Genomic DNA, 25,481 nt, shown 5'->3' with positions numbered 1-25,481 from the left:
GGTGGTGTTTCAAAAAGTATGCTGGCGTTAAACAAATCCGTTATTAAGGTAAAAGAAAGTCAAATCAAAGGCTTTAAAATGATTTTCGAGCTTTTTAGAAAAGTTGCAACTTCTCCTAAATCCACGCCTGATTCGATGACGAATTCTACAGTTGTTACCTTCAATACCGACGGTAAAAAACTTACCGATCACTTGCTTGCAACATTGAAATGCTGTGATAAAACTATCCCAGGGATCACTCGCAATTCGAGCATATTGAACCCCAAGCTTTTTAAGTCTAGCTTTAAGACGTTGAACCGTTGCTAAATCCCGCTTACCCCAAACATAAGCAACAATTTCTCCAGATTCTCGATGGTAGGCATAAATAAGCCATTGTTTATTTTTCTTATTCCCTACAAAAGTCCAGAGTTCATCGACTTCAAGACATTCGTAGTTGCTTTGTTTAGGCTGAATCTGATAGATCGATTCACTTAAGGTTCGTAATACCTTGCCAATGCTGATACGCTCGACTTCAGCAATATCTCTTACACCGTTTCCTCTGACCATTAAATGTAATATCTTGCCGGTAATACCTGAGTTACACCCTTGATAGCTTAATGCATGATCACCAATAAACTGACGTTTGCAATCTTTGCATTGATGGTTTTGTTTCCCATCTACTTTGATGCCATTTCTCTTTATATTGTTACTTAGACAGGTAGGACATTTGATTTGTAGCGTTATTTTCATACCTCTATTTTATCAAAAGCCATATTGTTTTTTTCAGCATACTTTTTGAAACACCACCCATAATTGAACTTGGATAATCTCTTTCAATAAATCAGGACGACGCCTTAAGTGATTGACCAGCACTTCATCGCAATATGCTGTATTAAATGGGAGTTGCTTTTGCTGTGGAAAATACCGCTCTGGATGCTGTAGAAACTGTTCCCATTTTTTATTTTCATTCTGTAATTCCCTGATCTGGTTTAGATAGGTTCTATCCTGAATTTTAAATGACACACCAAAATCATCATCTTCACAGGTGTCTTTATTTTCGTTATTTTTTCTGGCTTCTGTTAAATCTAAAATTTTCCGTTTATTTGTCTCTAATCTGCTTTGAACCCATTGCAAATCAAACTCTCTAAACTTGATTTGCAGCGTGGGTAAAATCAGTTGTACTGCCTGCGAAGCATTTTTAAATCTGCCATTTTTTTGAGCATAACCAGTTAATTCTGAATAGAATATTTCAAGCTTTTTATGCAACAGCGGCGCATATCGTTTTCTTATATTCAAAATTCCATTGATTCTACGCTTCAAACTCGGGTTGTAGGTGTAGACTCTACCGCCTTCATCAACAACCAACTCAATATATTTATTTAATATTTCAGAATATTTCTCATTAATCTGCTGCTGTCTATAATCACGAATCCCCTCTATTACCGTATTAATTTGACCAAGCAAATTCAGCAAGTCCTGTACCGAATACGTTTCACCAAAGAACTGCATTAGGCTATGCTCTACCATCAGTTCAACCAAAAATTCGCGTTCTGACGCTTCAAACTCAGTCTTTGGGTCAGGATCGCTTATTATTTTATGTTCTCTTAAAAAACGTCCAGCATGATCCAAAAAGCAATTCAGAATTTCATCCTGCAATTGCTCAAAATCAAGAAGTGTGCAATTTCTCATTTATGAATCTAAATAATAGTTTTCAATATGTTATACCACAACTCTAGTAAAATATTATTTCTAATTATTAGTATTACATAAAGACCTACATCAAAAAAATAAGATTAAGACATAGGGATGGTCAGCCTTACTTCAAAGGTGACCCATTCAAATTAAAAAAGTTTTATGTATGGAATACCCACTTCATGAATTGCTTTCAAATTAATACTACCGAACTACTTTTTATAAAGTATCGTTCTATGACCGTTGAACTAATGACAGTAGTTTCTGACTATTATCCCCACCTCAGCAAAGCCGAAGCACTGAGAAAAGCGAATAATCAACAATTCCCCTTCTCAGTATTCAAAATAGATAAAAGTAAACGTGCTCCATTTTTGGTACACATTAAGGATCTTGCTGCTGTCTTGGATAAGCAATATTCAGAGGCATCCAAAGATTTTGCTACGTTTCATCGATGAGACGTAGCACCTCCTCCAACTGTAATATATTTCTTCTCGCTTTCACTGATACATAACGCTGTAAACTCCCCCAAGAATCGTGCAAACTTACTTTCTGAATTTCAGGAATAGTAAAACTCTGTTCAGCTAATCGAGTACAGCCTTCATGTCTCAAGTCATGAAATCGTAAATCTTCAATCCCCAAAATTTTACAAGCTTCTCTAAACTCTTTACCCAAACTTTTGGGATTCAAAGGCAATAACAAATTTTCATTATGTCCAAGCTTTAGCATCCGTTCTCGAACTTCTGAATGTTTCAGTCTTTTGATCAGCTCCTTACAAGGATTAAGTACATCAAATGACTTATAATTACCTTTAGAACCATTAGGATTCTTTAAATCATGCACTTTCCACGTTGAATGATGTGGGTCATAATCTCGAAGATACAATCGTGTTAATTCAGCTTCACGTCTGCATGAGAAAATTGCAAACCACATAATCAAATGCATTGGGTATTTAGAGCCATAACGATTTAGCTTCCATCGTTCTGCAAAATACTTCGTCAATGCAATCAATTCATCTCTCGAAGGCAGTCGGTCTCTTTTTTGACTGGAGGATATTTGACGTGTTTTTCTTAACTGAGCAGTAGCCTTATCAAAGCTATTTAAATCAATATCCATTTCCCACATAACAGCAGCATGAGAAAGAACACCTCTGATATGTAAAAGCTCATGTTGCAGTGTACTAGTCGCAATAGGTTCAAGATCGAGGTACGGAATTCCACCCTTCCTTAAAGCCACATGCTCGGCCAAATGTACTGATTTTATTTTTGTGATAATATTGCGCGCAATTGGTAGCTTCTTAATTAAGAGCAGAGAATAGCGTTTCGTCCTTCCGTACTCGCTCCCGACTTCATCCAAATATTTATCTATGGCATCTGATAAGGTCAGATCAATCAACTTTTCTTTGCCAAGCAAAATATCAGGATTTTCTTGAATTTCGACTTCTCGTTTCTTAATCCAGTTTTCAGCTAATTTCTTTGAGTGAAATGTTTTACTTTCAGAAAAAGCAGGAAAGCCCTTTCGAGTGATTCGAATCGCAGCACGATAGTTAACTTTACCATCTGCACCTTTCCTTGCTGTAATTGAACCCATAATTTACACCAAAAGCTATTTTTTCTATTATGGTGTAAAATTTGGTGTAAATGCAAACGGATTCACCCACCTAAACACAGGTTCAAACAAATTCTCGCAGGTTGCAGAATATAGATTAAAGGTATGATTTTTAATGACTATTAACAAAAACATTGAAAACACTCAATCTCCGAGAATCAGCGTAGCCCCGATGATGGATTGGACAACAAAAGATTATCGTTTCTTTGCTCGTTTATTTAATCCAAATGTAGTGCTTTACACTGAGATGGTGACTACAGGTGCAATTATTTATGGCGGTGCAAATCGTCATTTGGATTTTAATCATCAAGAACACCCAATCGTATTACAGCTGGGTGGTTCAAATCCACAGGAGCTAGCAACTTGCACTAAAATGGCTGAAGATTGGGGATATAACGAAGTCAATCTAAATGTCGGCTGTCCGAGTGATCGTGTTCAAAATAATAAAATTGGTGCCTGTCTAATGGCAGAACCAAATCTAGTTGCAGAATGCATTCACAGTATGCAAAAAGCCGTCTCAATTCCTGTCACGGTAAAACATCGTATTGGAATTGATGATATGCAGTCTTATGAAGAAATGCTGCACTTCGTCGATACTGTAGCAGCTACAGGATGTACGCATTTTATCGTGCATGCACGCATTGCGATCTTGCAAGGTTTGTCACCCAAAGAAAATCGTGAAGTTCCGCCTCTGCGTTACGAGGACGTGTATCGTCTCAAGCTAGAACGCCCGCACCTCACTATTGAAATCAATGGTGGCATCAAAACTTTTGAAGAAACCAAACAACACTTACAACATGTCGATGGTGTAATGATTGGTCGCGAGGCATATCACAACCCTTATTTACTAGCTGAGTTGGGACAACTTTGGAATTTGGATGCACCCGATCGTTTTGACATCATGCAACAAATGATGCCTTATATTCATCAACGTGTTGCTGAAGGTGCTCCCCTTTCTATTATCACTCGCCATATTCTAGGATTATTTCAAAATCTTCCTGGTGCACGTAAGTGGCGCCAATCTCTCAGTGGTGGTAATGCAAAGACCATAACTGATATCGAAAATGCGATTCAAAATATCCAAGCAGCAATGCAAAGAACTGAAGATTATCTTCGAGAGCATCAAGTTTGATTGATGCTCAAAAACGCCAACTTCATCACATTAAGAAACATCATTTTACAAATATTAAAATTTAAATTTTCGCGTTTATAAACTACTTAAAATTAAGAAAATCTTCATTAAGTTTTTTTCGTAAGTTCATTATCAACAGCTTAAATTGTTATATTATTACATTACATTTTAGTCTTTTTGAGATTTATCGCTTACTATGTGCCGCGTACAGATTCTGGCACACGTTCAGTTGTTTTGAAAATGCGGTAGAGATTTACAATGATTTATGATGTTCCCTCAGTTGACCACAGCATGATGCACCCACCTGCACAACAGTTGGTCATCCCTTATCGAGAAATGCCAAAACCAGCATCAATACACACAATTGATGTCGACAAATTTTCTCAAAAGCTCACCAAACGAGCATCTTATCGAAGTTCATCTCAATGTGCTAAATTCGTTAGAATTGCATTGCAATCCGCAGGAGCTAAAATTGTTCAGCATCCTGTAGCAGCATCGGATTGGGGACGTACTCTTCAACAAATTGGCTATCAAAAAATCAAACCAGAGTTTAACAACCCGCAACCTGGCGATATCTATATTATCCATCGCACTAAAAAACATCGTTATGGACATATTGCAGGCTTTACAGGTTCACAATGGGTCTCAGACTTCAAGCAAACCAGTTATGATGTTTATAAAGACCCTAACGTGACTTATAGCTATTACCGTTTAGCACCGCAATACCCGCAAGTTTAAATTTTAGGGCTTTCCTAAGCCCTCATCTTATCGAGTTTTTTCAGTACTTCAGCCACAGCAACCATTGCAAAACTCGATGTTACTACAACCGCCGAACCATAACCGCCACAGCGCAATCCTGAGCCTGGATTAAACAAAGCACCGCTTTGTCCAGGCGCAAGATGAGGGCTCTGCCCGAGTGACGTAGGACAGACATCAGCACTTGAAAACGGATTGTCGATAGAATAGACGCAAGTTATTCCAAATTTTTCTTTCGGCTTTTTGCAAATACCTTTTGAACGAAGTTGAGCACGTAACTTAGCAAGCATTGGATCTTGTTCTGTTTTTGATAAGTCTGCAACGCGTATTTTAAGTGGATCAAGCTTACCACCAGCTCCACCAGACACGATTAACGGAATCTTGTTAAAACGACAATGTAGCATTAACGCCAGCTTGGCTTTGACATCATCAATACAATCTAAAATGATATCAGGAACGGGATCTAGAACTTCTTTGACATTCTCAGGTGTCAAATAGTCATCAATTACATTCACTTTAATACGTGGATTGATCTGTCTGCAACGCTCTGCCATGACTTCAATTTTTTCTTGTCCTAAAGTAGAAGTCATCGCAGGCAATTGACGATTGATATTTGATGCAGCAACGACATCCATATCCACTAAAGTTAGCTCACCAATTCCTGAACGAGCGAGAGCTTCCACTGCCCAACTGCCTACACCACCTATACCAATCACCATGATATGACTAGTTTCATAATAACTAAATGAACTTTCTCCATAAATTTTAGCCACACCAGCGAAACGGCGGTCATATTCATCATTTTGGAGATCAGTCATCGTAAAAAATTCTACAGCTAAGAGTTAAGCAGCTATTTTAGCGTGTTTATCCAAATTTAGGCTACATTGATGATACTTGTGCATGCTGTCGACGACTCAAACCAATCAAGACTAAAAGCACAACAAAGGTGAGTGAAAGCGCCAATAAATTTGCATTATTCCATCCCAGACTAGTGAGGATTGGTGCAGGTAAAAAAGCACCTAAAGTGGCGAATAATGCAATCACCGTTTCATTGATTCCTTGAACACGATGCTTTTGTTGTTCTTCCAATCCAGCCAATAATGTCGAAGCACCAGAATAAGCAAAGTTCCATCCCACACCTAAAACAATCAAAGCGATATTAATAAAGATACCTGCTTGTCCCATCATCGGTATAAATGCAGACAACATTAATAAAATAAAACCCGTATAAATAATCGTATGGGTTCCCCAACGTTGAATTAGCTTTGACACAAAGAATGATGGGACAAACATTGCCAAAACATGCAACTGGATTGAAATTGATGCGTAATGAAAAGAGTGATGCTCTTTTAAATGCAAAGACGACATAATCATCATCACATTCATAATATAGTATGCAAATGCTCCACTAATAATCGCAGCAACAACCAGATGCTTTGACATTTTTACTCGATTCAGCGATTCAACCTTTGGCTGTGGAGTTTGTTGTAATTTGTGTTTTGAATGCCATATATACAAAATCGGCGATAACAACAAAGCCAATCCGCAGAAGATCAAATAAATTGCTGTGAAATCTGGCAATCCCTTCACTTTCTGAAATTGAATGGCTAATACAGGTGCTATTACAGCTGCCACTACACCACCTGAAATCACCAATGCAGTCGCTTTGGGGATTAATTCAGATGACAAACGATCAGATGCTGCGAAACGATAAAAACTCGCTGTAGATAGAAAAAGCCCAAGCGAAAAATGTGTAAGACACAGCAGCCAAAAATCTTATTTTAATAAAGCTTGATATCCCCAAAAACCAGCCGCAAATAAGCAGAGTACACCAAATTGAAATACCACATGGCGCCCCCATCGTTTCATCAGAAATGAAAAAACAAAGGTTGTTAATAGCATCGCCAAAAATTGCAAACCATATGGAACTGTCGCTAAAGCCTGCGTAGGTGCAAGCTTTAAACCGACGATAGCAGAAACCGTAACCGACAATACTGCGGCAATTAGATTGAATGCTTGTGCAATGAGTAGGTAATACACATATTTAGGTAACTGATTCAACGCTATCGTTCCATGAGATTTAACTCAGATACCATACTGCTAAAACATTTAAACTTAAATAAAAAGATGAAAACCTAATTTTCATCTTTTTATTGATTCATAATCCATTTGAAATTAAGCAGCAATTAAATTTCGAAGCACGTAATGCAAAATACCACCTGCTTTGAAATACTCCACTTCATTTAAGGTATCAATACGACATAACACTTTAAATTGGTCTTGGCTACCATCTTCGCGCATCACACTCACATCTAAAGTTTGATGGGGTTGAATATCATCAGATAAACCATGAATAGAAATTACTTCACGTCCCGTCAGATATAGAGTTTGACGAGTCTGCCCATCAACAAACTGTAACGGCAACACCCCCATACCAACTAAATTCGAACGATGGATACGCTCAAAACTTTCGGCTATCACCGCTTTAATCCCAAGAAGATTAGTTCCTTTTGCAGCCCAATCACGAGATGAACCTGTACCGTACTCTTTACCTGCAATAATCACTAATGGCGTTTTATCCTGCTGATAACGCATCGATGCATCATAAATTGCCAATTTCTCATTGCTTGGGATATAAATCGTATTTCCCCCTTCCTCACCACCGAGCATTTCATTTTTGATACGGATATTGGCAAATGTACCTCGCATCATCACTTCATGATTACCGCGTCGTGAACCATAAGAGTTAAAGTCTTTTGCATCTACGCCCTGCTCTTGCAAATAGCGTCCAGCTGGACTGTCTTTTTTAATATTCCCCGCTGGTGATATGTGATCAGTCGTCACCGAATCGCCAAGTACAGCCAAAATCCGTGCTTGCTCAATATTGGTAATTTTTGGTGGAGCTTGGCTAATCGTTTCAAAGAATGGTGGATGGCGAATATAAGTCGAGTCACTTTGCCATGCATAGGTTTGACTTTGTGGAATTTGAATCGCCTGCCATGTTTCATCTCCATCAAATACCGCCGCATATTCTTTATGGAACATCTCAGTGTTTACTTTTTGCAGCACCTGATCAATTTCTGCCTGACTCGGCCAGATGTCTTTTAAGTAAATATCTTCGCCATTGTTACCTTGCCCAATCGGTTGAGTGGTGAGATCGGTGCGGATATTTCCTGCTAAACCATAAGCAACAACCAAAGGTGGTGATGCAAGCCAATTGGTTTTCACTAAAGGATGTACCCGCCCTTCAAAATTTCGATTGCCAGAAAGTACAGAAGCGACATTTAAATCCTGACATTGAATGGCCTCCTCAACAGCTTCAGGCAATGGTCCAGAGTTTCCAATACATGTGGTGCAGCCATAACCCACTAAGTTATAGCCAAGCTGATCCAAATACGGCGTCAAACCAGCCGCAGCTAAATAATCTGTGACAACTTTAGAGCCGGGTGCAAGTGAGCTTTTTACCCATGGTTTACGCTGTAAGCCTTTTTCTACAGCTTTCTTTGCTAATAAACCTGCGGCAAGCATCACGCTTGGATTGGATGTATTGGTACAAGAAGTAATTGCAGAAATCACCACATCACCATGATTTAACTGAAAGCTTTGACCATCCAATGTGCAAGTTGGACTGTCATGAGGTAGATTGGCTTGTTTAGCGGCAACCGCTGTTCCACCACCGCCTTCATTTTCTAAGTTTTCTTTTGCTTCTTTGGCAGGCTTTAACGTGAGTTCCATCAGCGCATTAAAAGTTTTTGGAACATCTGAAAGTAAAACTCGATCTTGAGGTCGTTTCGGACCCGCCAAACTCGCTTGCACAGTACTCATATCGAGACTTAAGGTATCTGTAAAAATCGGTTCATCACCAGCATTTCTCCATAAGCCTTGTTCTTTACTATAAACCTCAACCAAGTCAATACGATCTTGTTGGCGACCTGTCAGTGCCAAATATCCGAGTGTGACCTCGTCAATTGGAAAGAAACCACAAGTTGCACCATATTCAGGTGCCATATTGGCAATCGTCGCTCGGTCAGCTAAAGGTAAATCAGCGAGACCATCTCCATAAAATTCGACAAACTTTCCAACGACGCCCTTTTGACGCAACATTTGAGTAATGGTCAGTACTAAATCTGTGGCAGTGATTCCTTCATTTAGCTTGCCAGTCAATTTAAATCCAATCACTTCTGGAATTAACATCGACACAGGCTGCCCTAACATTGCAGCTTCAGCTTCAATACCACCTACACCCCATCCCAAAACACCTAAGCCATTAATCATCGTGGTATGAGAGTCTGTTCCAACCAAGGTATCAGGAAAGGCAAATGTCTCACCATCATCGTCACCTAACCAAATCGCTTGAGCCAAATACTCCAAATTGACTTGGTGACAGATACCTGTACCCGGTGGGACGACGCTGAAATTGTTAAATGCAGATTGCCCCCAACGGAGGAATTGATAACGCTCACCGTTACGCTGCATCTCGATTTCAACATTTTCCGCAAAGGCATTTTCATCTGCAAAATGATCGACCATCACGGAGTGGTCAATTACCAAATCCACAGGAGATAAAGGATTAATTCGATTTGGATCACCGCCTGCTTGTGCCATTGCAGCTCGCATCGCGGCTAAGTCAACTACAGCAGGTACGCCTGTAAAATCTTGCATCAGTACACGCGCTGGACGATATTGAATTTCTTGCTCTGAAGTTTTCGTTTTTTGCCAATCTACTAGAGCTTGTATATGCTCCACTTTTACACTTTTTTGATCTTCAAATCGCAATAAATTTTCCAATAAAACCTTGAGGGATTTCGGTAATCTATCGATATTACCAAGCGTTTGAGCGGCATTAGACAAACTAAAAATTTGATAAGATTTGGAAGCGACAGTTAAGGTTTTTAATGCATTAAAACTATTGATTTTGCTATATCTGGCCATTAGGTTACCCTCCCAGCATTGGCGAGTTTGATTATTATCAAGTTGTCTATTTAATGTACCCTTGTTTTAAAATGCTTATGTTCCCTTTTAGTTATCTTATTATTGGGAATGCTTTCTTATTCTTCTAAAAATCCAGATGTAGAGCGACCAAAGAGTTTTTCCACAATTGTTGTGCCAGTGTTTCTGTCGATAGTCCAAGCGTTTGTGCCAAACTCTCTAACACATAAGGCAAATTCACAGGTGTGTTTCGAGTACGCTGTTCTGTAGAGGTTTGACAGCATAGTGGTGTCATATCTGGACAATCGGTTTCAATCACCAAATGTTCAGCGCCTATCGCCTGCACAACTTGATGTAATTTTTTTGCATTCGGATTAGTAATTTGCCCAGTTATACCAATTTTAAAACCGAGTTTGATCAGCACTTTAGCTTCCTCAACGCCACCACTAAAAGCATGGGCTATACCACCAAATTTGAATTTTTGTGCTTTTAAAATAGCTAGGCTTTCCGCGTGGGCTTTGCGGATATGCAATAACACTGGTTTTTGATACCGAGTTGCCAACTCAAGTTGAGCATTAAAATAGTCTTGTTGCTTGGCAAACAATTCAGGTTGTTTATGTTCTTTTAAAAAAGTATCTAAACCAATTTCCCCGACCGCAACACAGTCATATTGTTGTAAGACCTGTTCGAGTCGATGTAGATGGGATGACTGATGCTGTTCAATATAAAATGGATGTAAGCCTGGAGCTAAATAGGATTGCGGGACATTTTCCCACGCTTTTAATTGTTGGTGAGTTTGAATAAGTTCATCAAACCGAGATTCAATAAAACCAATTAGTACTAAAGCTTCGACCCCAACCTGCTTTGCCTGAATAGCCAGTTGTTGCCGATCATGATCAAAATCGGCAACATCAAAATGGGTATGAGTATCGAAAAGTTGCATTAAGACGTACTTTTGTCCGTTGCTGCTACAGTAGAAGTCGCTGGTGTCTCAACTTTTGGTAAATACTGAGGTTTCAATACATCCTGTAATTGATCAAAAGGAATCACCAAACGTGGCAGCCCGACCACATAAGGACCAATTTCATATTCTCCATATTGCAAGATCAAACCTTGCTCACCCAAAAAGTAATTATCTGTTACTTGGAATGGCCATGCCTGTTCATATTCATCAGCTGTATTGGCAAGTTTTGAATCAATCACCCATGTTTTAAACGCATCATGTGCAAGCTTATCAAGTTTTGCTTTTTGCTTAGGTAGAAGCAAATCATTGAGCTGAACTTGTTTTTGGTTTTTCAAATCAAAATTATAGTAACGTTGAGCAGTAGAACCATGTGCACCACCCAAGTAACTACTACTGTTCAAAACTACAGTTGCCAATGTGCCTTTGGACTGCAAAATCTTAGGTTTAATCATCAAACTAATTTGATGGCTACTACTTAATGCTTTCAATTCTTCATCGATTTTAATAAAAGCATTTGCATATTGCTGAGCTTGAACATCTAAATGATTGGTTTGCTCACTGCCTTGCGCTGTAGATGAAGCCTGATCTGCATCAACGATTTCTAACATTTTGCTGAGTTGATCTAAAATTTCTTGATCAAGTAATTGGTCTATAAATGGAAAATTACTTTGCAGGCGTTCAACCGTAAAATCTGGACATGTGTTGCCGTTACATTCAGGCAAAGTCACCGCTAGTTTTACCGTTTCACCACGTAGAACAGGCTCTGAGGTCTGATTCACAACTGTATCTTGTGGCTTATCTTCTGGCTCTTTAGGTTCTGATTTTGGTTGACATGCTGCAAGTAAAACAGCACATGCAAGAATGCTATATTGAAAAACTTTTTTCATCTAAAACCTACAAGCATTGTTATGACACAAGAGAATTTAAATGCTATCGAACTTATGCCAAATTCGCCATAAGTACATGCAATTTCTATACGAAAATCAGTGCTGAGTATTTAACAACTGCTAAAACATTTGCTGATATATTTCAGGCTGTAACATCTGTTTACTTTGTTCTGTCGTTAAATAAATATCAAGCTGTGGCGCATCTTTACTGATTTGATTCGCTCGGTAATGCAAACCAATCCCCTCGCTATCAAAGAACCAATCTGATTGACCCCAGTATAATTTTTTAGGGATTTGTTTTTTAACTTCATCAGACTGCTTTTCAATCCATTTTTGATAATGAGTTTGAACGATCTCATTCATCGCATTCTGCTGATTTTTTTGAATCACATCGAGGACGGTTAAATTCTTCTGCAACTTACGATCAGCGACAAAAAAGTAATAACGATCTTTGACCGCAATATCTTCTTGTTTAGTATCTACACCAATCTGTAACAGTACATACTGATTACGTTGTGAAGCAATACGCGTATTCATGCGCAATTCATAGGCTTTATTTTTAGAATATTTTTCCTGCCACTCATCTGACTTTTTAACATAGGCATTAATCGCCTGCTGCAATGTCAAATTCTGATTTTGTTCAATTTGTTGCTGGATGACGTTGGCTTGATTTTTTGCAATCCATGTATTTAGCCATTCATCTTGCGTTTTTATCGTTTGAATATCGAGATCAATACAATTCTTCTTTTCACAAAAAGGCAATGCATACTCAGCCTTTGCTTCCTTCATATTCAAATAAGGTAAAACTTCTGCTTTTTCTAAATTTGTAGTTTGTTGTTCAGTCTTGTCTGCTGATCCAGCTTCATTCTTTTTGGGTTGATCACATGCCGTTAAAGCCATCACACTAACAATCAAACTAGCGCCAAGAAATGGTTTTAAAATATTCATATCGTTCATCCCTTTATTTTTTTAATTCCTCCCTTTTTAAAGAGAGAAGTATCACAAACTCAAATCTATAAGACTTGTGACAAAGTCCCTCTTATCTAAAGAGGGACTTAAAAAGGCTTTTAGTGTTCACGTGTGTTACGGAACTGGATATCAGGCCAACGCTCTTGCATTAACTGTAAATTAACACGGCTTGGTGCAAGATAAGTTAAATGACCACCACCATCTACTGACAATTGATCATGCGCTTTTTTCTTAAATTCATTGAGAATCTTTTCATCATCACAATGAATCCAACGCACGGTATGAACACTTACAGGCTCATAAATACAGTCAACTTTATATTCTTCTTTCAATCGGTATGCGACCACATCAAACTGTAGCACCCCAACTGCACCAACAATCAGATCATTACTGATTTGTGGCATGAACACCTGAGTCGCCCCTTCTTCAGACAACTCTTTCAAACCTTTCTGCAATTGCTTAGATTTTAAAGGATCACGTAAACGAACACGGCGGAACATTTCTGGTGCAAAGTGCGGAATACCCGTGAAATGAAGTTTTTCACCGCTGGTAAAGGTATCACCGATCTGGATGGTACCGTGGTTATGCAAACCGATAATATCACCAGGCCAAGCTTCTTCAAGATGTTCGCGCTCACCTGCAAGGAAGGTTAATGCATCACTAATACGTACATCTTTACCTATACGCACATGATTCATTTTTAAACCTTTTTCATATTTACCTGAACAAATACGCATAAAGGCAATACGGTCACGGTGTTTCGGATCCATATTGGCTTGGATTTTAAATACAAAGCCTGTAAATCCTTCTTCGTTGGCATCTACAGTTCGCTCTTGAGTTGGATGCGCTTTAGGTTCTGGCGCCCAATTGATAAATGCATCAAGCACATGATCAACAGCAAAGTTACCTAATGCTGTACCAAAAAGTACTGGCGTTTGTTTACCTTGTAAGAATAATTCACGATCCAGCGGCTCATTTGCCATTTGAACCAATTCGAGCGATTCCTCGAAAGAAGCCCATGCCAACTCACCAACTTTCTCACGAATATCTGCATGATCATAACCATCACGTACTTCAATGTCCGTAATAGTTGAACCGAAACCAGCTTTATAGACATATAATTTGTTTTCTAGCAAATTGTAAACTCCAGCAAAGTCACGTCCCATACCTAAAGGCCATGTAATCGGTACACAACGAATATTGAGGACATTTTCAATTTCATCCAGTAACTCTAACGGCTCACGGATTTCGCGGTCCATTTTGTTCACAAATGAAATAATCGGTGTATCGCGCATACGACACACTTCCATCAATTTAATGGTTCGTTCTTCGACACCTTTCGCACCATCAATCACCATGAGTGCTGAGTCAACTGCAGTCAAAGTCCGATATGTATCTTCCGAGAAGTCTTCGTGTCCTGGTGTGTCCAGTAAGTTAATCGTATGGTTTTTATAAGGGAACTGCATCACAGACGTGGTAATCGAGATTCCACGTTCTTTTTCCATTTCCATCCAGTCAGATGTCGCTGAACGGTCTGACTTACGGCTTTTGACCATACCCGCAACCTGAATGGCTTTACCCCATAACAACAGTTTCTCAGTCATGGTGGTCTTACCCGCATCGGGGTGGGAAATGATCGCAAATGTGCGTCGTTGGGCAACTTGTGCCGCTAATTCATCTTTAAAACTCATGAGAAAAATCTTCAATATGTACACAGTTATGTACACATTGCTTAATATGTACCTTAACTGAAAAAGTGAGAATTCAAAATTGGCGCAATTGTAGCAGATTTAGAAGACTTGTTTATTGATTGTTGATAGGTCTTGTTTTATCCACAACTTCGATTGTTTTTGAGACATAAAAACTTCTCAACAGTATTTCCATTAACGAATCAAGTTCAATATTAATTCCCTTAAACATTGAGTGAGAACAACTCAATTCAAAATGGGCTATTTTAAGATTGATATAAAACTGGTTACTATACGTGCATATTTATGGATAACTGCAATAATTTCTTATCTCTATACGAGTCAAAACATGTCACAACAAGATTATGAAAATGGACTAAAAGTTCGCACTGAAGTTATGGGTGAAAGCTTTGTCAAACGTGCTCAAGACAACACTGTTCCTTTTACTCAACCACTCCAAGATTGGATTAATGAACATGCTTGGGGATCAACTTGGCAACGTGAAGGTGTATTGCCACGTAAATATCGCTCATTGGTCACCATTGCATTTTTAACTGCACTCAAAAGCCCAACTGAGCTAAAAGGTCATATACGTGGTGCTTTAAACAATGGGGCGAGTGTTGAAGAGATACAAGAAGTCTTATTGCATAGCCTTCCATACTGTGGCGCTCCAGCGACGCAAGAGGCATTTCGTGCTGCGCTCGAAGTGATCAATGAATATCAATCTAACCCTTAAGATTCATATCATTTAATCTTGCTCTAAAAAGAATGCCGAATAACCCAAATTCGGCATTTTTATATCCTAAATCCCACTAAATTACGTCCAATATCAATCAAATACGCCTCCAATTTCATTAATAAACTTTTTGCCATCATCTTTAGGGTCTGAACTTATTAACATGTTCGAAATGATGCCGAATATTTTAGATGAAATGGAGTACAACATTGAGCAAGAAAATAGAACCCCTTCATGATGGTATACAATTTCCAATTCAATCAGGAAAAAAAACTCCGAGCACCACTCACACAGCAAAACAAATACTAAAAGCCGCACTACAAAGTGTAAATTCCCCTTATGTTTTACAACTAAATAATGAGAAGAACTGGAGAAAAAATTATCCAATTTATTTCCATGAATTAGTTAAAACGGGTATTGAATCTGTCAAGAATCCCCTTCCCATCGCTCAGAAAGGATTAGACAAAGCCAAAGCGTTATTTACCTTCAATCGAGCAGAACAAAGTCATACTTTGTCTGATGCAATGATCAAGATTAAGGATCAACCCTTTGAGCAGTTCATCTTGAAAGGTAAAGGCGATGCGACGATAGAACCGTGGTTTATCCCTTATCAAGGTCAGAAATTACAAGGTGACGCTTTACTACAACAAATCGATCTTTGGGAGCAGCAAAAGGTCATTGAGCCAACTCATGCCAAAGCTCTACGCTTACTCAATCAACATCCTGAATGGTTTGATTTATCTAATCGCACCATGGTGTTGTTTGGCGCAGGTTCTGAAGCTGGACCATTAAGTTGGTTAGCAAAATGGCGCGCCAATATTGTTGCTATTGATTTACCCCAAACCAAAATTTGGGAAAAAATTACTAAAATCATAGAACAAGGTAATGCAACGCTTATCGCCCCCCAACACACGAGCGCAAATGGAACACAACAACTTGGGGCGAATTTACTCACTCAAACTCCAGAAATTGCCAATTGGTTAAAGAGCTTTGAACAAAGCTTAGATTTAGCTGGGATCGCCTATTTAGATGGCGAAAAACATGTGCGTGTTTCTATGGCAATGATTAGTATCATGGAGCAAGTGAGCCAACATAAGCCTGATAGCAGTATTATGTTTATGCTGACACCAACCGATATTTATGCGATTCCCAAAACAGTGGTGAATTCCATTCAATCTCGTATAAAACAGCGTCCTGTAGCCGAAAAAATTCTGACTAAGTCTATTCACAAAATTTCATTGTCTAACTTTTTTAAGCCGAATTTTAATCAGTTGATTGAATGTGATAATGGTCAGCAATATGGTATTTCAGATTGTATGGTGATTGAACAAGGGCCTAACTATGCCTTGGCAAAACGATTACAGCAATGGTTTGCAATTACTACACGAGCTCGTGGTCAGAAAACAGTGATTAATATTGCTCCATCCACTACAACTCACTCTGTCGTAAAGAATCCTATCCTCAAAGCTGCTTTTTCTGGTGCTGATTTATTTAAAGTTGAGACTTTTAGTCCTGAAACCACCAATGCAATTATGGCAGCCTTATGGGTTCATGATTTAAACAATCCAGAAAGTGCAACCAATCCTAAAAAAGTATTGGATCATCCACTTGATCTCATTATGGAAAATGCTAATCACGGCGGTTTGTGGCATGTTCCATATCTTGCTAGAACAGCATTACCATTTGCAGCAGCTTACGGTTGGGTGAGAGAAAAGTTTTAACTCATAAACGAATGCATTAAATTAAAAAAACGAACCGCTCAATTGAAATGAGCGGTTCGTTTTAAATATTCATCACATCACAAACATCGAGTAAAGTTTTTTTTACAAACTTCTTTGGTTCACACGTTTAGACAATTCTTCAGCTGATTCTTTGCGTTCAGAATAACGATCTGTCAAATACTTGCTTTGTCCTCGTGTAAGAAGTGTAAATTTATAAAGCTCTTCCATCACATCAACAATTCGATCGTAATATGCAGAAGGTTTCATACGCCCATCTTCTTCAAACTCTAAAAATGCTTTTGGAATAGAAGATTGGTTCGGTATGGTAATCATCCGCATCCAACGACCAAGTATGCGCATTTGATTTACACTGTTAAATGACTGTGATCCACCACTGACCTGCATCAGAGCAAGTGTTTTACCTTGCGTTGCACGAATCGCACCGCCCGCGAGAGGAATCCAATCAATTTGTGACTTAAAGATTGAACTCATCGAACCGTGACGTTCAGGTGAACACCAAACCATACCTTCAGCCCAAGCCAATAATTCATGTAGCTCTTTCACTTTCGGATGTTCAGTATCTGCATCTTCTGGCAGTGGCAATCCTTTAGGATGAAAAATTTTAACCTCAGCACCAAATTGCTCTAAGATTCTCCCTGCTTCCATCACAGCTAAGCGACTGTAAGAGCGCTCACGATTAGAACCATACAACAATAAAATTCTTGGAGCATGGTCTAACGCTTTTGCCTGTACTTTCTCTAAAGTAGGCTGATCAAGCAGACTCATATCAATATTTGGAAGACTCATCACCATTACACCGATTTAAAATACTTTTTTCTTAACCACAAGGACACACTAACTAAAGCAATCAATACAGGAACTTCAACCAAAGGACCGATCACTGTAGTGAACGCCACAGGCGAAGCTAAACCAAATGTTGCAATAGCAACAGCTAACGCCAATTCAAAATTGTTGCCTGCTGCAGTAAACGAAATTGCAGTCGTTTTAGGATAGTCATTGCCCATCCATTTGCTCATAAAGAAACTAATGAAGAACATCACCACAAAGTAAATCGTCAGAGGAATTGCAATACGGATTACGTCCAAAGGTAAGCTCACAACATCACTACCTTTCAAACTAAACATCGCGACAATTGTGAAAAGTAAAGCAAGCAGACTCAAAGGACTAATTTTTGGTAAAAAAACAGTTTGATACCAATCTAAGCCTTTAGCTCGGACGAGGATCAATCGTGTCATAAAACCAAGAAAAAATGGAATCCCAAGATATACCAACACCGCATGCGTAATGGTCCAGAAGTCAACATTAATGACTTGTCCTGCAATGCCAAAATACGGTGGTAAGAAAGTTAGGAATAACCACGCATAAGTACTGAAGAATAAAATTTGGAAGATACTATTAAATGCAACAAGTGCTGCTACATATTGGTTATCACCACAGGCTAAACCATTCCAAACTAAAACCATTGCAATACAACGTGCCAAACCGATCAAAATCAGTCCAGTCATGTATTCAGGATAATTATGTAAAAACACAATTGCGAGTACAAACATTAATACTGGAGCAATCAACCAGTTTTGCACCAAAGATAAAGTTAAAGTTTTTTTATCTTTGAACACTTCTGGTAAAGCAGCATAATCCACTTTTGCCAAAGGTGGATACATCATCAAAATCAAACCAATCGCGATAGGAATATTGACGGAGTCGACACTCATTTTATCGAGCGTTACCGAAGCCTGAGGGAAAAATACACCGATGGCTATTCCTAGTGCCATGGCAATAAAAATCCAAAGCGTAAGATTACGATCTAGAAAAGATAACCTTTGTTGAGCCATGATGTTCTCATTCAATCTCAGAAATTTTATTGATCGCAGCAATTAACTCTGGACGAGTCATACTTTCAGTATCCATTGCAAATAAAGCATCTAAACGGCGATTGATATGATCAACAGTCACTTGGAAGGCCTTTAATTTTTCTTCTTTCGGCAAGTCTAAATGCGAAGGATCTGCTAAACCCCAATGTGCTTTGATCGCTCCACCTAAATAAAGAGGACAAGCTTCTTGTGCTGCAGAATCACATACGGTAATTACCACATCAGGTTGATATTGTTCACAGTCATCAATCGTTTTGCTCCACAAACCCTCAGTTGATAGATTTAAGTTTTCTAAAGTCTCGATCGTCAAAGGATGAACTTGGCCAGATGGCTTACTTCCTGCACTATATGCTTTCCAACCTGCTGGTGCACGATGATTAAATAACACCTCTGACAAAATGCTACGGCAACTATTTCCAGTACATAAAAATAGAAATTTCATATTCTAATTACTCACAATAACTTTTTAGAGATAAAGTAGATAAATCCTGACTAGTTGAGGATGAACCGTTGACTAAAAGAGCCAAAATATCATGGCACCATATCGGCAGTTCTGGATTGATGCTGTAATACACCCACTGACTTTGTCTTCGATCTTGTAGTAAGCCAGATGACCTTAATAAGGCTAAATGTCTCGAAATTTTTGGTTGGCTCAAGTTTAATTTTTCAGTCAAATCACAAACACATAGTTCTTTATTTTCCGCCACCAAAGTGACAATACTGAGACGTGTTTCATCAGACAAACACTTAAAGAAATTCACTCGATCCATTTCCAACCTCAAATACTGAATTATTATTTAATTAACACGCTGACCATTTTCATCAATCACCTGTTCACCATCCTCTTTGGAAAAAGCACCTTGTTGTGCAACTGGTAAAATATCCAGTACCAACTCCGATGGTCTGCATAAACGAGTACCCTGACTCGTCACAACAAAAGGACGATTAATTAAAACAGGATGTTCAAGCATGAATTCGATTAATTCATGATCTGTCCAAGTTTCACGATCCAAATCAAGTTCACGATAAGGATCAACATTCGTACGGATCGCAGCCCTTACAGACAAACCAGCATCACTAATCAATTGAATAAGTTCAGATTTTGAAGGAGGATTCAGTAAATATTCAATCACGATAGGTTCAATACCTGTATTGCGAATTAATCCGAGTGTATTTCGAGATGTACCACATGCAGGATTGTGATAAATCGTAATTTGTTGTTGAGTAGACATAATGAGTACAAACATTTTGAATTAATGATAGTAATCTTATATATGAATATTCATATATGCGCAATACCATATATTAAGATTAATAAGCTCACTTCCCTATACACCCCATGCCTAAATAAGTATTTTTGAGCAATTTACGACCATGCAATATTCGAAATTGATCATTTTCAAAAATAAGTTAAGCAGATGAGTCAGTGAGCAAATGCTTTTTTTCTTCTAATATGCCGCTACACAGTTGCAACCGTAGAGTTCTTGCACGATGACTCAATTGCCTAAAGTTAAAGATACCTTTGTTAACTCTAAAACAGCCCAATCCATCTTAAAAACGCGTGCGGGTAAACAAGCTGCACAAGTTTTTTCAAATGCGGCGGATCGTTTCTTGAGGGGACATCAACTGGCATTGTCAGGAAAGACACCTTTTGAAGTCGTTTATGAACGTGAAATTATTAGTTTACGGTTTTACAAGGCAGATGTAGAAACAGGTGAAAATAAACACCGTGTCCCTCTCGTCATTATCCCCCCATTAGCAGCCAATACCCTAGTGTTCGATTTGTTTCCTCATCGTAGTTTAATTCGTTATTTTCAAAGCCAAGGTTTTGATGTGTATATGATTGACTGGGGCACACCAAGCCGTAGACAAGCCAAATACAATTTCGGCACCTATATCAAAATCTTTATGCCTGACTTTATCAGCAAAATTCGTGAACATAGCGGACAGCAACAACTATCACTGTATGGTTGGAGTCTCGGTGGAGCTATCTCCCTTTGCTATACCTCATTATTTAAAGATAAAAATATTAAGAATTTAATGATTTTGGCATCACCGATTAATACCCATCAATCAGGTTATATTGGTAAGCTCTATCAAAAGTTAAACACGCCAGCGCAATGGGTGCGAACCAATACCAATTTCCGAATCCGTCAAATTCCTAGCCGCTATTTTCATATTCACGGTTGGCAAAATACGCTCGGATTTAAGCTCACAGATCCCGTGGGTAATTTTAAAAATTATTGGCAATTACTGAAAAATTTGAACGATCGACAGTTTGTCATTAATCACGCAACTTCAAGTTCGTTTGTTGACAATATGCTCGCCTATCCTGGGGGTGTAATGCGCGATATCATTTTGCGCTTTTGGATCGATAACGAACTTTCGACTGGTGTGGTTCAATTTGGTGAGCAAACCGCTTATTTTAAAGATATCGATTGTTCAGTTTTAGCGATTGGCGGTGATACTGATATTATCGTCACAGCTGAAGCGGTCAAACCATTAATGGATTTAATCAGCAGTCAAGATAAGCAATTCGAGATTGTTTCAGGAGGACATATGGGGTTGGTTTCAGGAAGCCAAGCACCTCTACATGTTTGGCCTGTCATTACCAACTGGCTCATTCCACGCTCTGAATAAAGCAAATAAGATTGTCAAATATTGAGTCTATGCTCAATGTTTGACAACTCATCAAATCTGCTTAACGCAGTCGTTTAAGCAAAGTTATGAGTTCGGTTTAATACTAGATTCTCAACATTCACAGGACGACCTAACAGATATCCTTGCAATTGATTGCATCCAAGATGTGTCAAAATATCCGCTTGCTCCTGCGTTTCAACCCCTTCTGCAGTCACTACCAATTCCAGTTTCGCAGCCAAGTGAATAATACTTTCTAAGATTGCTTCTTCTTTCGAATTAGGCTGTAAATCAATTAAAAAACCGCGGTCAATTTTAAGCTCATCGATTGGTAAATCTTTTAAATAAAGAAAACTCGAATAACCTGTACCAAAATCATCAATTGCAATTCGAATCCCTAACTTTCTCAATCGCTCTAAGGTACGAATACTCGATTCGATATGATGTATCGCAGTTGATTCTGTGATTTCTAAAATGAGATGTTCAGGTTGAATTTGATATTTATCTAAGAGCTTTTCTAATACACAAAACAGTTTTTTATTTTCAAATTGCAAAGCCGAAAGATTGACTGCGATCGGATAAAAAGGACTATTACTCTGTTCCCATTTTTGGATCTGTTGGCAAGCTTGCTCAAGTGCCCAATATCCCATTGGAATGATCAAACCTGTCTTCTCAGCTCCCTCTATAAACATTTGCGGAGTTAACAATCCCAAAGTTGGATGCTTCCAACGAATCAGAGCCTCTACTCCACAAATTTCATAATTGACCGTAAATTTCGGTTGATAAAATAAGATAAACTGTTGTTCATCAACAGCTTTATAAAGATCATTAATTAATTTGGATTGACTACGCACATCTTGTTGATCACTTGCAGAATGGAAAATAGTAAAGGTATTACGTCCTTGATCTTTAGATGCCAACATCGCAACATCTGCATTGATCAAAAGATCTTGAACATTCGTACCGTGTTCAGGATAAATCGCAATGCCCAAACTGGCTGAAATATTTATCTCTTTATTTGCAATTGAATAACTTTCTTGAATGGCATGTAGAACTTTTTCTGCTAACTCTATCGCCTCATTTGCATCAGTATGCTCTGAGATTAAAACAAACTCATCACCACCAATTCTAAACAGTTTTTGATTTTGGCCGAGTTTCTGATGTAATCGATTAGCCATTTGTATTAATAACTGATCACCAATGTGATGTCCAAAAGCATCATTAACAGACTTAAAACGATCTAAATCAATATATAAAAATGCAGCTTTTTGTTCTTTTAAACGATGATGACTAAAAATTACTTCAGCATAATCTGTTAAGGATAAGCGATTTGGCAGTTTAGTTAAGGAATCATGTGAAGATTGGTTGGCTAACTCGCGATTAATTTTTGTTAATTGTTGGTTGCGCTCCTCTAGTCTCGCTTCTAAAACTGCAACGGCGAAACCAGCAACAAAGACTAAACTCGTAATAAAAATAATCATAAATAACAGCACACTTTGATCAGTTTGAGCAGCACTTAAGATCATCGCTACTCGTTCATCAAATAATGTCGCAGCCATTCCAGTATAATGCATTCCCACAATACTAAATGCCATCAATAAAGCAATAGTCAGTTTCAAAACTGTACGATGGGTAGTCGCTGTCTTATATTTAAAAATAAACCAAAAACTTAATGCAGAGCCAAAAATTGCAATCAAGATCGAACTAATGACCAAAAGTGGATCATAGTGTAGTTGATGATCGGTAAATGAGAGTGCAAGCATTCCTGTGTAGTGCATTCCTGAAATGCCTAAGCCCATAAACACAGCACCTAAAACCAATCGCGGAAGAGGTAATGTAGGTCGAGTTGTTAACCACACAGCAAATATAGAAGCCACTGCACCAACTAAATAAGACAATGCAGTCAAACTAAGATCAAAGTGATAACCTTCTGGCAAATGGCTAGCCAGCATTCCCACAAAATGCATTGCCCATATCGCTAATCCTAAGATTAGACCACTTGCAATCAAAATACTTTTTTCAAATTTTTTATAAGCAGGTTTGAAAACAAGTTCTTCCATCGAAACTGCTGCGTAGCAAGTTGCTATAGCAACCAAAATGGAAACGATGACCAATGTACTATCGTAATCAACGTGTACCATAAAGGACTTCCATGCTTATTCAGTACTTTTTTTTATTTTCTGAGCAAATTGCTCAAAATCCGAACGATCCTTCACACTCAAAAAAGATATAAATTTCGCATTCATAATCTTTCCTTAACAATAACATCATCTGGCATAAGGTCAAGTCTTTTTCGCTTTTAAAATCAATAGAATAAAAACACATATTCATTTCAAACCAATGAAAATTCTTGCTTTTTTTTACTGCAATTTTCAAACCATATTTCAGATTAAATTTGAACTAAACATTTTGATGTTAATTTTTTGATTATAAGATACTAAAAGCTGAACCGTCGTACATTCAATTTAAAAAACAATCAACAATTATAAAAGACACACTCACCTTTAATAAATGCTTTAAACATATATATAGTATGCCTTTTTATCATGCTGTTTGTTATAACTCTGTTATTAAAAAAGACTAAGAATATGAAGTTTTTTATACTGAAAGCAAATAAGTGACTACACTCCTTATCAGGTAATTTATTTTTTATACTCTCAGTAACATCTTAAAAATTCTGCTTACTTCCATACGAGCCGCGAGAATTAACTCAACGACCTAAACTGCAAGATTAGGCTATCATCACAAGATACAGCACTTTAAGTGATGCAATAAAAAAGCCCTTGTATAAACAAGGGCTCTTCAAAGATTAAACTAAAAAATTAGTTTTTCTCTTTATCAACGATTTTGTTCGCTTGAATCCAAGGCATCATCGCACGTAATTTAGCACCCGTTACTTCAATACCATGTGCTGCATTTTGACGACGACGAGCAGTCATAGATGGGTAGTTCAACGCACCTTCTTGGATGAACATTTTCGCATATTCACCAGATTGGATACGTTTCAATGCATTACGCATTGCTTCACGTGACTGTTCGTTGATTACTTCAACACCAGTTACGTATTCACCGTATTCAGCATTGTTAGATACTGAATAGTTCATGTCAGCGATACCGCCTTCGAACATCAAATCAACGATCAATTTAAGCTCATGCAAGCATTCGAAGTAAGCCATTTCTGGTGCATAACCAGCTTCAACTAAAGTTTCGAAGCCCATTTTAACCAATTCAACAGCACCACCACAAAGAACTGCTTGTTCACCGAATAAATCAGTTTCAGTTTCTTCACGGAATGAAGTTTCGATGATACCTGTACGACCACCACCTACGCCTGAAGCATAAGAAAGTGCAACATTACGAGCATTACCAGAAGCATCTTGGTGAATCGCGATAAGATCAGGAACACCTGAACCACGTTGGAATTCTGAACGTACAGTGTGACCAGGTGCTTTTGGAGCAACCATGATTACGTCTAAATCTTTACGTGGAACAACTTGGTTATAAAGAACAGAGAAACCATGAGCAAATGCTAAAGTTGCACCTTCTTTGATGTTTGGTTCAATTACATCACGATAAAGTTGAGCTTGGAACTCATCTGGAGTCAAGATCATAACTAAGTCAGCTTGAGCAACAGCTGCTGGCACTTCAGAAACTTTAAGACCTGAATTTTCAGCTTTTTTCCAAGATGCTGAACCAGCACGTAAACCAACAGTTACGTCTACGCCAGAGTCTTTCAAGTTAAGTGCGTGAGCATGACCTTGTGAACCATAACCAATAATTGCAACTTTCTTGCCTTGGATGATTGATAAGTCACAGTCTTTATCGTAAAAAATTTGCATCTGTTTTCTCCGCTAAAATTTTTGTCATTTCCCTTGTTATACAAGGATAGATCCT

Annotated in this window: 22 protein-coding genes and 1 pseudogene; 6 read left to right on the top strand and 17 right to left on the bottom strand. The window is 38.3% G+C overall.

What is annotated here, in order from left to right; translation table 11 throughout:
- Positions 1 to 27 precede the first annotated feature (27 nt).
- Together MKL32_RS04330 and MKL32_RS04325 are read right to left on the bottom strand one after the other, a co-directional pair.
- Positions 28 to 729 (bottom strand): IS1 family transposase, encoded by a 702-nt coding sequence (locus MKL32_RS04330; RefSeq protein WP_262579462.1) that lies wholly within the window; start codon positions 727 to 729, stop codon positions 28 to 30.
- 33 nt (positions 730 to 762) lie between these two features.
- Positions 763 to 1,668 carry a hypothetical protein gene (locus MKL32_RS04325; RefSeq protein WP_204379356.1) on the bottom strand — a complete coding sequence of 302 codons (906 nt, stop codon included), beginning with the start codon at positions 1,666 to 1,668 and terminating at the stop codon, positions 763 to 765.
- 185 nt (positions 1,669 to 1,853) lie between these two features.
- On the opposite strand from MKL32_RS04325, the gene MKL32_RS04320 reads away from it, so the two are divergent.
- A complete protein-coding gene (locus MKL32_RS04320) occupies positions 1,854 to 2,126 on the top strand; it encodes a pyocin activator PrtN family protein (RefSeq protein ID WP_004644614.1) in 273 nt (90 codons plus the stop codon).
- Here MKL32_RS04320 and MKL32_RS04315 read toward each other — a convergent pair.
- Positions 2,110 to 3,258: a site-specific integrase gene (locus MKL32_RS04315; protein WP_270900258.1), complete on the bottom strand. Its 1,149-nt coding sequence runs from the start codon at positions 3,256 to 3,258 to the stop codon at positions 2,110 to 2,112. The genes MKL32_RS04320 and MKL32_RS04315 overlap by 17 nt on opposite strands.
- 133 nt (positions 3,259 to 3,391) lie before the next feature.
- Between MKL32_RS04315 and dusA the strand changes: the two genes are divergently transcribed.
- Both dusA and MKL32_RS04305 read left to right on the top strand, forming a co-directional pair.
- The gene (gene dusA, locus MKL32_RS04310; protein ID WP_087540560.1) at positions 3,392 to 4,408 is read left to right on the top strand and encodes a tRNA dihydrouridine(20/20a) synthase DusA; all 1,017 of its coding nucleotides are present in this window, start codon (positions 3,392 to 3,394) and stop codon (positions 4,406 to 4,408) included.
- Positions 4,409 to 4,666: 258 nt separating this feature from the next.
- On the top strand, positions 4,667 to 5,146 hold the full coding sequence (locus MKL32_RS04305) for a CHAP domain-containing protein (protein ID WP_004777868.1): 480 nt from the start codon (positions 4,667 to 4,669) through the stop codon (positions 5,144 to 5,146).
- Between the two features lie 14 nt (positions 5,147 to 5,160).
- Here the strand turns inward: MKL32_RS04305 and MKL32_RS04300 are convergent, their stop codons facing one another.
- From MKL32_RS04300 to MKL32_RS04270, 7 genes and pseudogenes are all read right to left on the bottom strand, one after another.
- Positions 5,161 to 5,982 (bottom strand): tRNA threonylcarbamoyladenosine dehydratase, encoded by an 822-nt coding sequence (locus MKL32_RS04300; protein WP_270900257.1) that lies wholly within the window; start codon positions 5,980 to 5,982, stop codon positions 5,161 to 5,163.
- A gap of 61 nt (positions 5,983 to 6,043) precedes the next feature.
- Positions 6,044 to 7,225: pseudogene (locus MKL32_RS04295) on the bottom strand (MFS transporter).
- A 114-nt stretch (positions 7,226 to 7,339) separates the two neighbouring features.
- Positions 7,340 to 10,096: an aconitate hydratase AcnA gene (gene acnA, locus MKL32_RS04290; protein ID WP_270900256.1), complete on the bottom strand. Its 2,757-nt coding sequence runs from the start codon at positions 10,094 to 10,096 to the stop codon at positions 7,340 to 7,342.
- A gap of 124 nt (positions 10,097 to 10,220) precedes the next feature.
- Positions 10,221 to 11,036: a TatD family hydrolase gene (locus MKL32_RS04285; protein ID WP_125272180.1), complete on the bottom strand. Its 816-nt coding sequence runs from the start codon at positions 11,034 to 11,036 to the stop codon at positions 10,221 to 10,223.
- On the bottom strand, positions 11,036 to 11,944 hold the full coding sequence (locus tag MKL32_RS04280; protein WP_270900255.1) for an RsiV family protein: 909 nt from the start codon (positions 11,942 to 11,944) through the stop codon (positions 11,036 to 11,038). Before MKL32_RS04280 ends, MKL32_RS04285 begins: the two co-directional genes overlap by 1 nt.
- 120 nt (positions 11,945 to 12,064) lie before the next feature.
- A complete protein-coding gene (locus MKL32_RS04275; RefSeq protein ID WP_270900254.1) occupies positions 12,065 to 12,892 on the bottom strand; it encodes a hypothetical protein in 828 nt (275 codons plus the stop codon).
- Between the two features lie 119 nt (positions 12,893 to 13,011).
- Positions 13,012 to 14,604 (bottom strand): peptide chain release factor 3, encoded by a 1,593-nt coding sequence (locus MKL32_RS04270; protein ID WP_004906585.1) that lies wholly within the window; start codon positions 14,602 to 14,604, stop codon positions 13,012 to 13,014.
- 346 nt (positions 14,605 to 14,950) lie between these two features.
- Here MKL32_RS04270 and MKL32_RS04265 point away from each other — a divergent pair, with 346 nt between their 5' ends.
- Together MKL32_RS04265 and MKL32_RS04260 are read left to right on the top strand one after the other, a co-directional pair.
- Positions 14,951 to 15,337 carry a carboxymuconolactone decarboxylase family protein gene (locus MKL32_RS04265; protein ID WP_004955605.1) on the top strand — a complete coding sequence of 129 codons (387 nt, stop codon included), beginning with the start codon at positions 14,951 to 14,953 and terminating at the stop codon, positions 15,335 to 15,337.
- 191 nt (positions 15,338 to 15,528) lie between these two features.
- Positions 15,529 to 17,058 (top strand): hypothetical protein, encoded by a 1,530-nt coding sequence (locus MKL32_RS04260; RefSeq protein WP_204379107.1) that lies wholly within the window; start codon positions 15,529 to 15,531, stop codon positions 17,056 to 17,058.
- Positions 17,059 to 17,160: 102 nt separating this feature from the next.
- On the opposite strand, the gene arsH is transcribed toward MKL32_RS04260, so the two are convergent.
- Genes arsH through arsC form a run of 5 tightly spaced genes read right to left on the bottom strand, consistent with a single transcriptional unit; the run spans position 17,161 to position 20,182 of the window.
- On the bottom strand, positions 17,161 to 17,865 hold the full coding sequence (gene arsH, locus MKL32_RS04255) for an arsenical resistance protein ArsH (protein ID WP_035336037.1): 705 nt from the start codon (positions 17,863 to 17,865) through the stop codon (positions 17,161 to 17,163).
- Positions 17,866 to 17,870: 5 nt separating this feature from the next.
- On the bottom strand, positions 17,871 to 18,911 hold the full coding sequence (arsB, locus tag MKL32_RS04250) for an ACR3 family arsenite efflux transporter (protein ID WP_004960899.1): 1,041 nt from the start codon (positions 18,909 to 18,911) through the stop codon (positions 17,871 to 17,873).
- A gap of 7 nt (positions 18,912 to 18,918) precedes the next feature.
- Positions 18,919 to 19,392 carry an arsenate reductase ArsC gene (locus MKL32_RS04245; RefSeq protein WP_004955597.1) on the bottom strand — a complete coding sequence of 158 codons (474 nt, stop codon included), beginning with the start codon at positions 19,390 to 19,392 and terminating at the stop codon, positions 18,919 to 18,921.
- Positions 19,393 to 19,399: 7 nt separating this feature from the next.
- Complete coding sequence (locus MKL32_RS04240; RefSeq protein ID WP_004906573.1) at positions 19,400 to 19,720, bottom strand: metalloregulator ArsR/SmtB family transcription factor; 321 nt, start codon at positions 19,718 to 19,720, stop codon at positions 19,400 to 19,402.
- Positions 19,721 to 19,747: 27 nt separating this feature from the next.
- Complete coding sequence (arsC, locus tag MKL32_RS04235) at positions 19,748 to 20,182, bottom strand: arsenate reductase (glutaredoxin) (RefSeq protein WP_039047761.1); 435 nt, start codon at positions 20,180 to 20,182, stop codon at positions 19,748 to 19,750.
- A 259-nt stretch (positions 20,183 to 20,441) separates the two neighbouring features.
- On the opposite strand from arsC, the gene MKL32_RS04230 reads away from it, so the two are divergent.
- Positions 20,442 to 21,590 (top strand): alpha/beta fold hydrolase, encoded by a 1,149-nt coding sequence (locus tag MKL32_RS04230; protein WP_039047721.1) that lies wholly within the window; start codon positions 20,442 to 20,444, stop codon positions 21,588 to 21,590.
- 74 nt (positions 21,591 to 21,664) lie between these two features.
- Here the strand turns inward: MKL32_RS04230 and MKL32_RS04225 are convergent, their stop codons facing one another.
- Together MKL32_RS04225 and ilvC are read right to left on the bottom strand one after the other, a co-directional pair.
- Positions 21,665 to 23,728 carry a putative bifunctional diguanylate cyclase/phosphodiesterase gene (locus MKL32_RS04225; RefSeq protein ID WP_039047720.1) on the bottom strand — a complete coding sequence of 688 codons (2,064 nt, stop codon included), beginning with the start codon at positions 23,726 to 23,728 and terminating at the stop codon, positions 21,665 to 21,667.
- Between the two features lie 681 nt (positions 23,729 to 24,409).
- The gene (gene ilvC / locus MKL32_RS04220) at positions 24,410 to 25,426 is read right to left on the bottom strand and encodes a ketol-acid reductoisomerase (protein ID WP_004906565.1); all 1,017 of its coding nucleotides are present in this window, start codon (positions 25,424 to 25,426) and stop codon (positions 24,410 to 24,412) included.
- Between the last annotated feature and the right edge of the window lie 55 nt (positions 25,427 to 25,481).

Source organism: Acinetobacter sp. AOR34_HL (assembly GCF_027854795.1).
GTDB lineage: Bacteria > Pseudomonadota > Gammaproteobacteria > Pseudomonadales > Moraxellaceae > Acinetobacter > Acinetobacter junii.
This window is presented reverse-complemented; position numbering and strand designations above follow the sequence as displayed.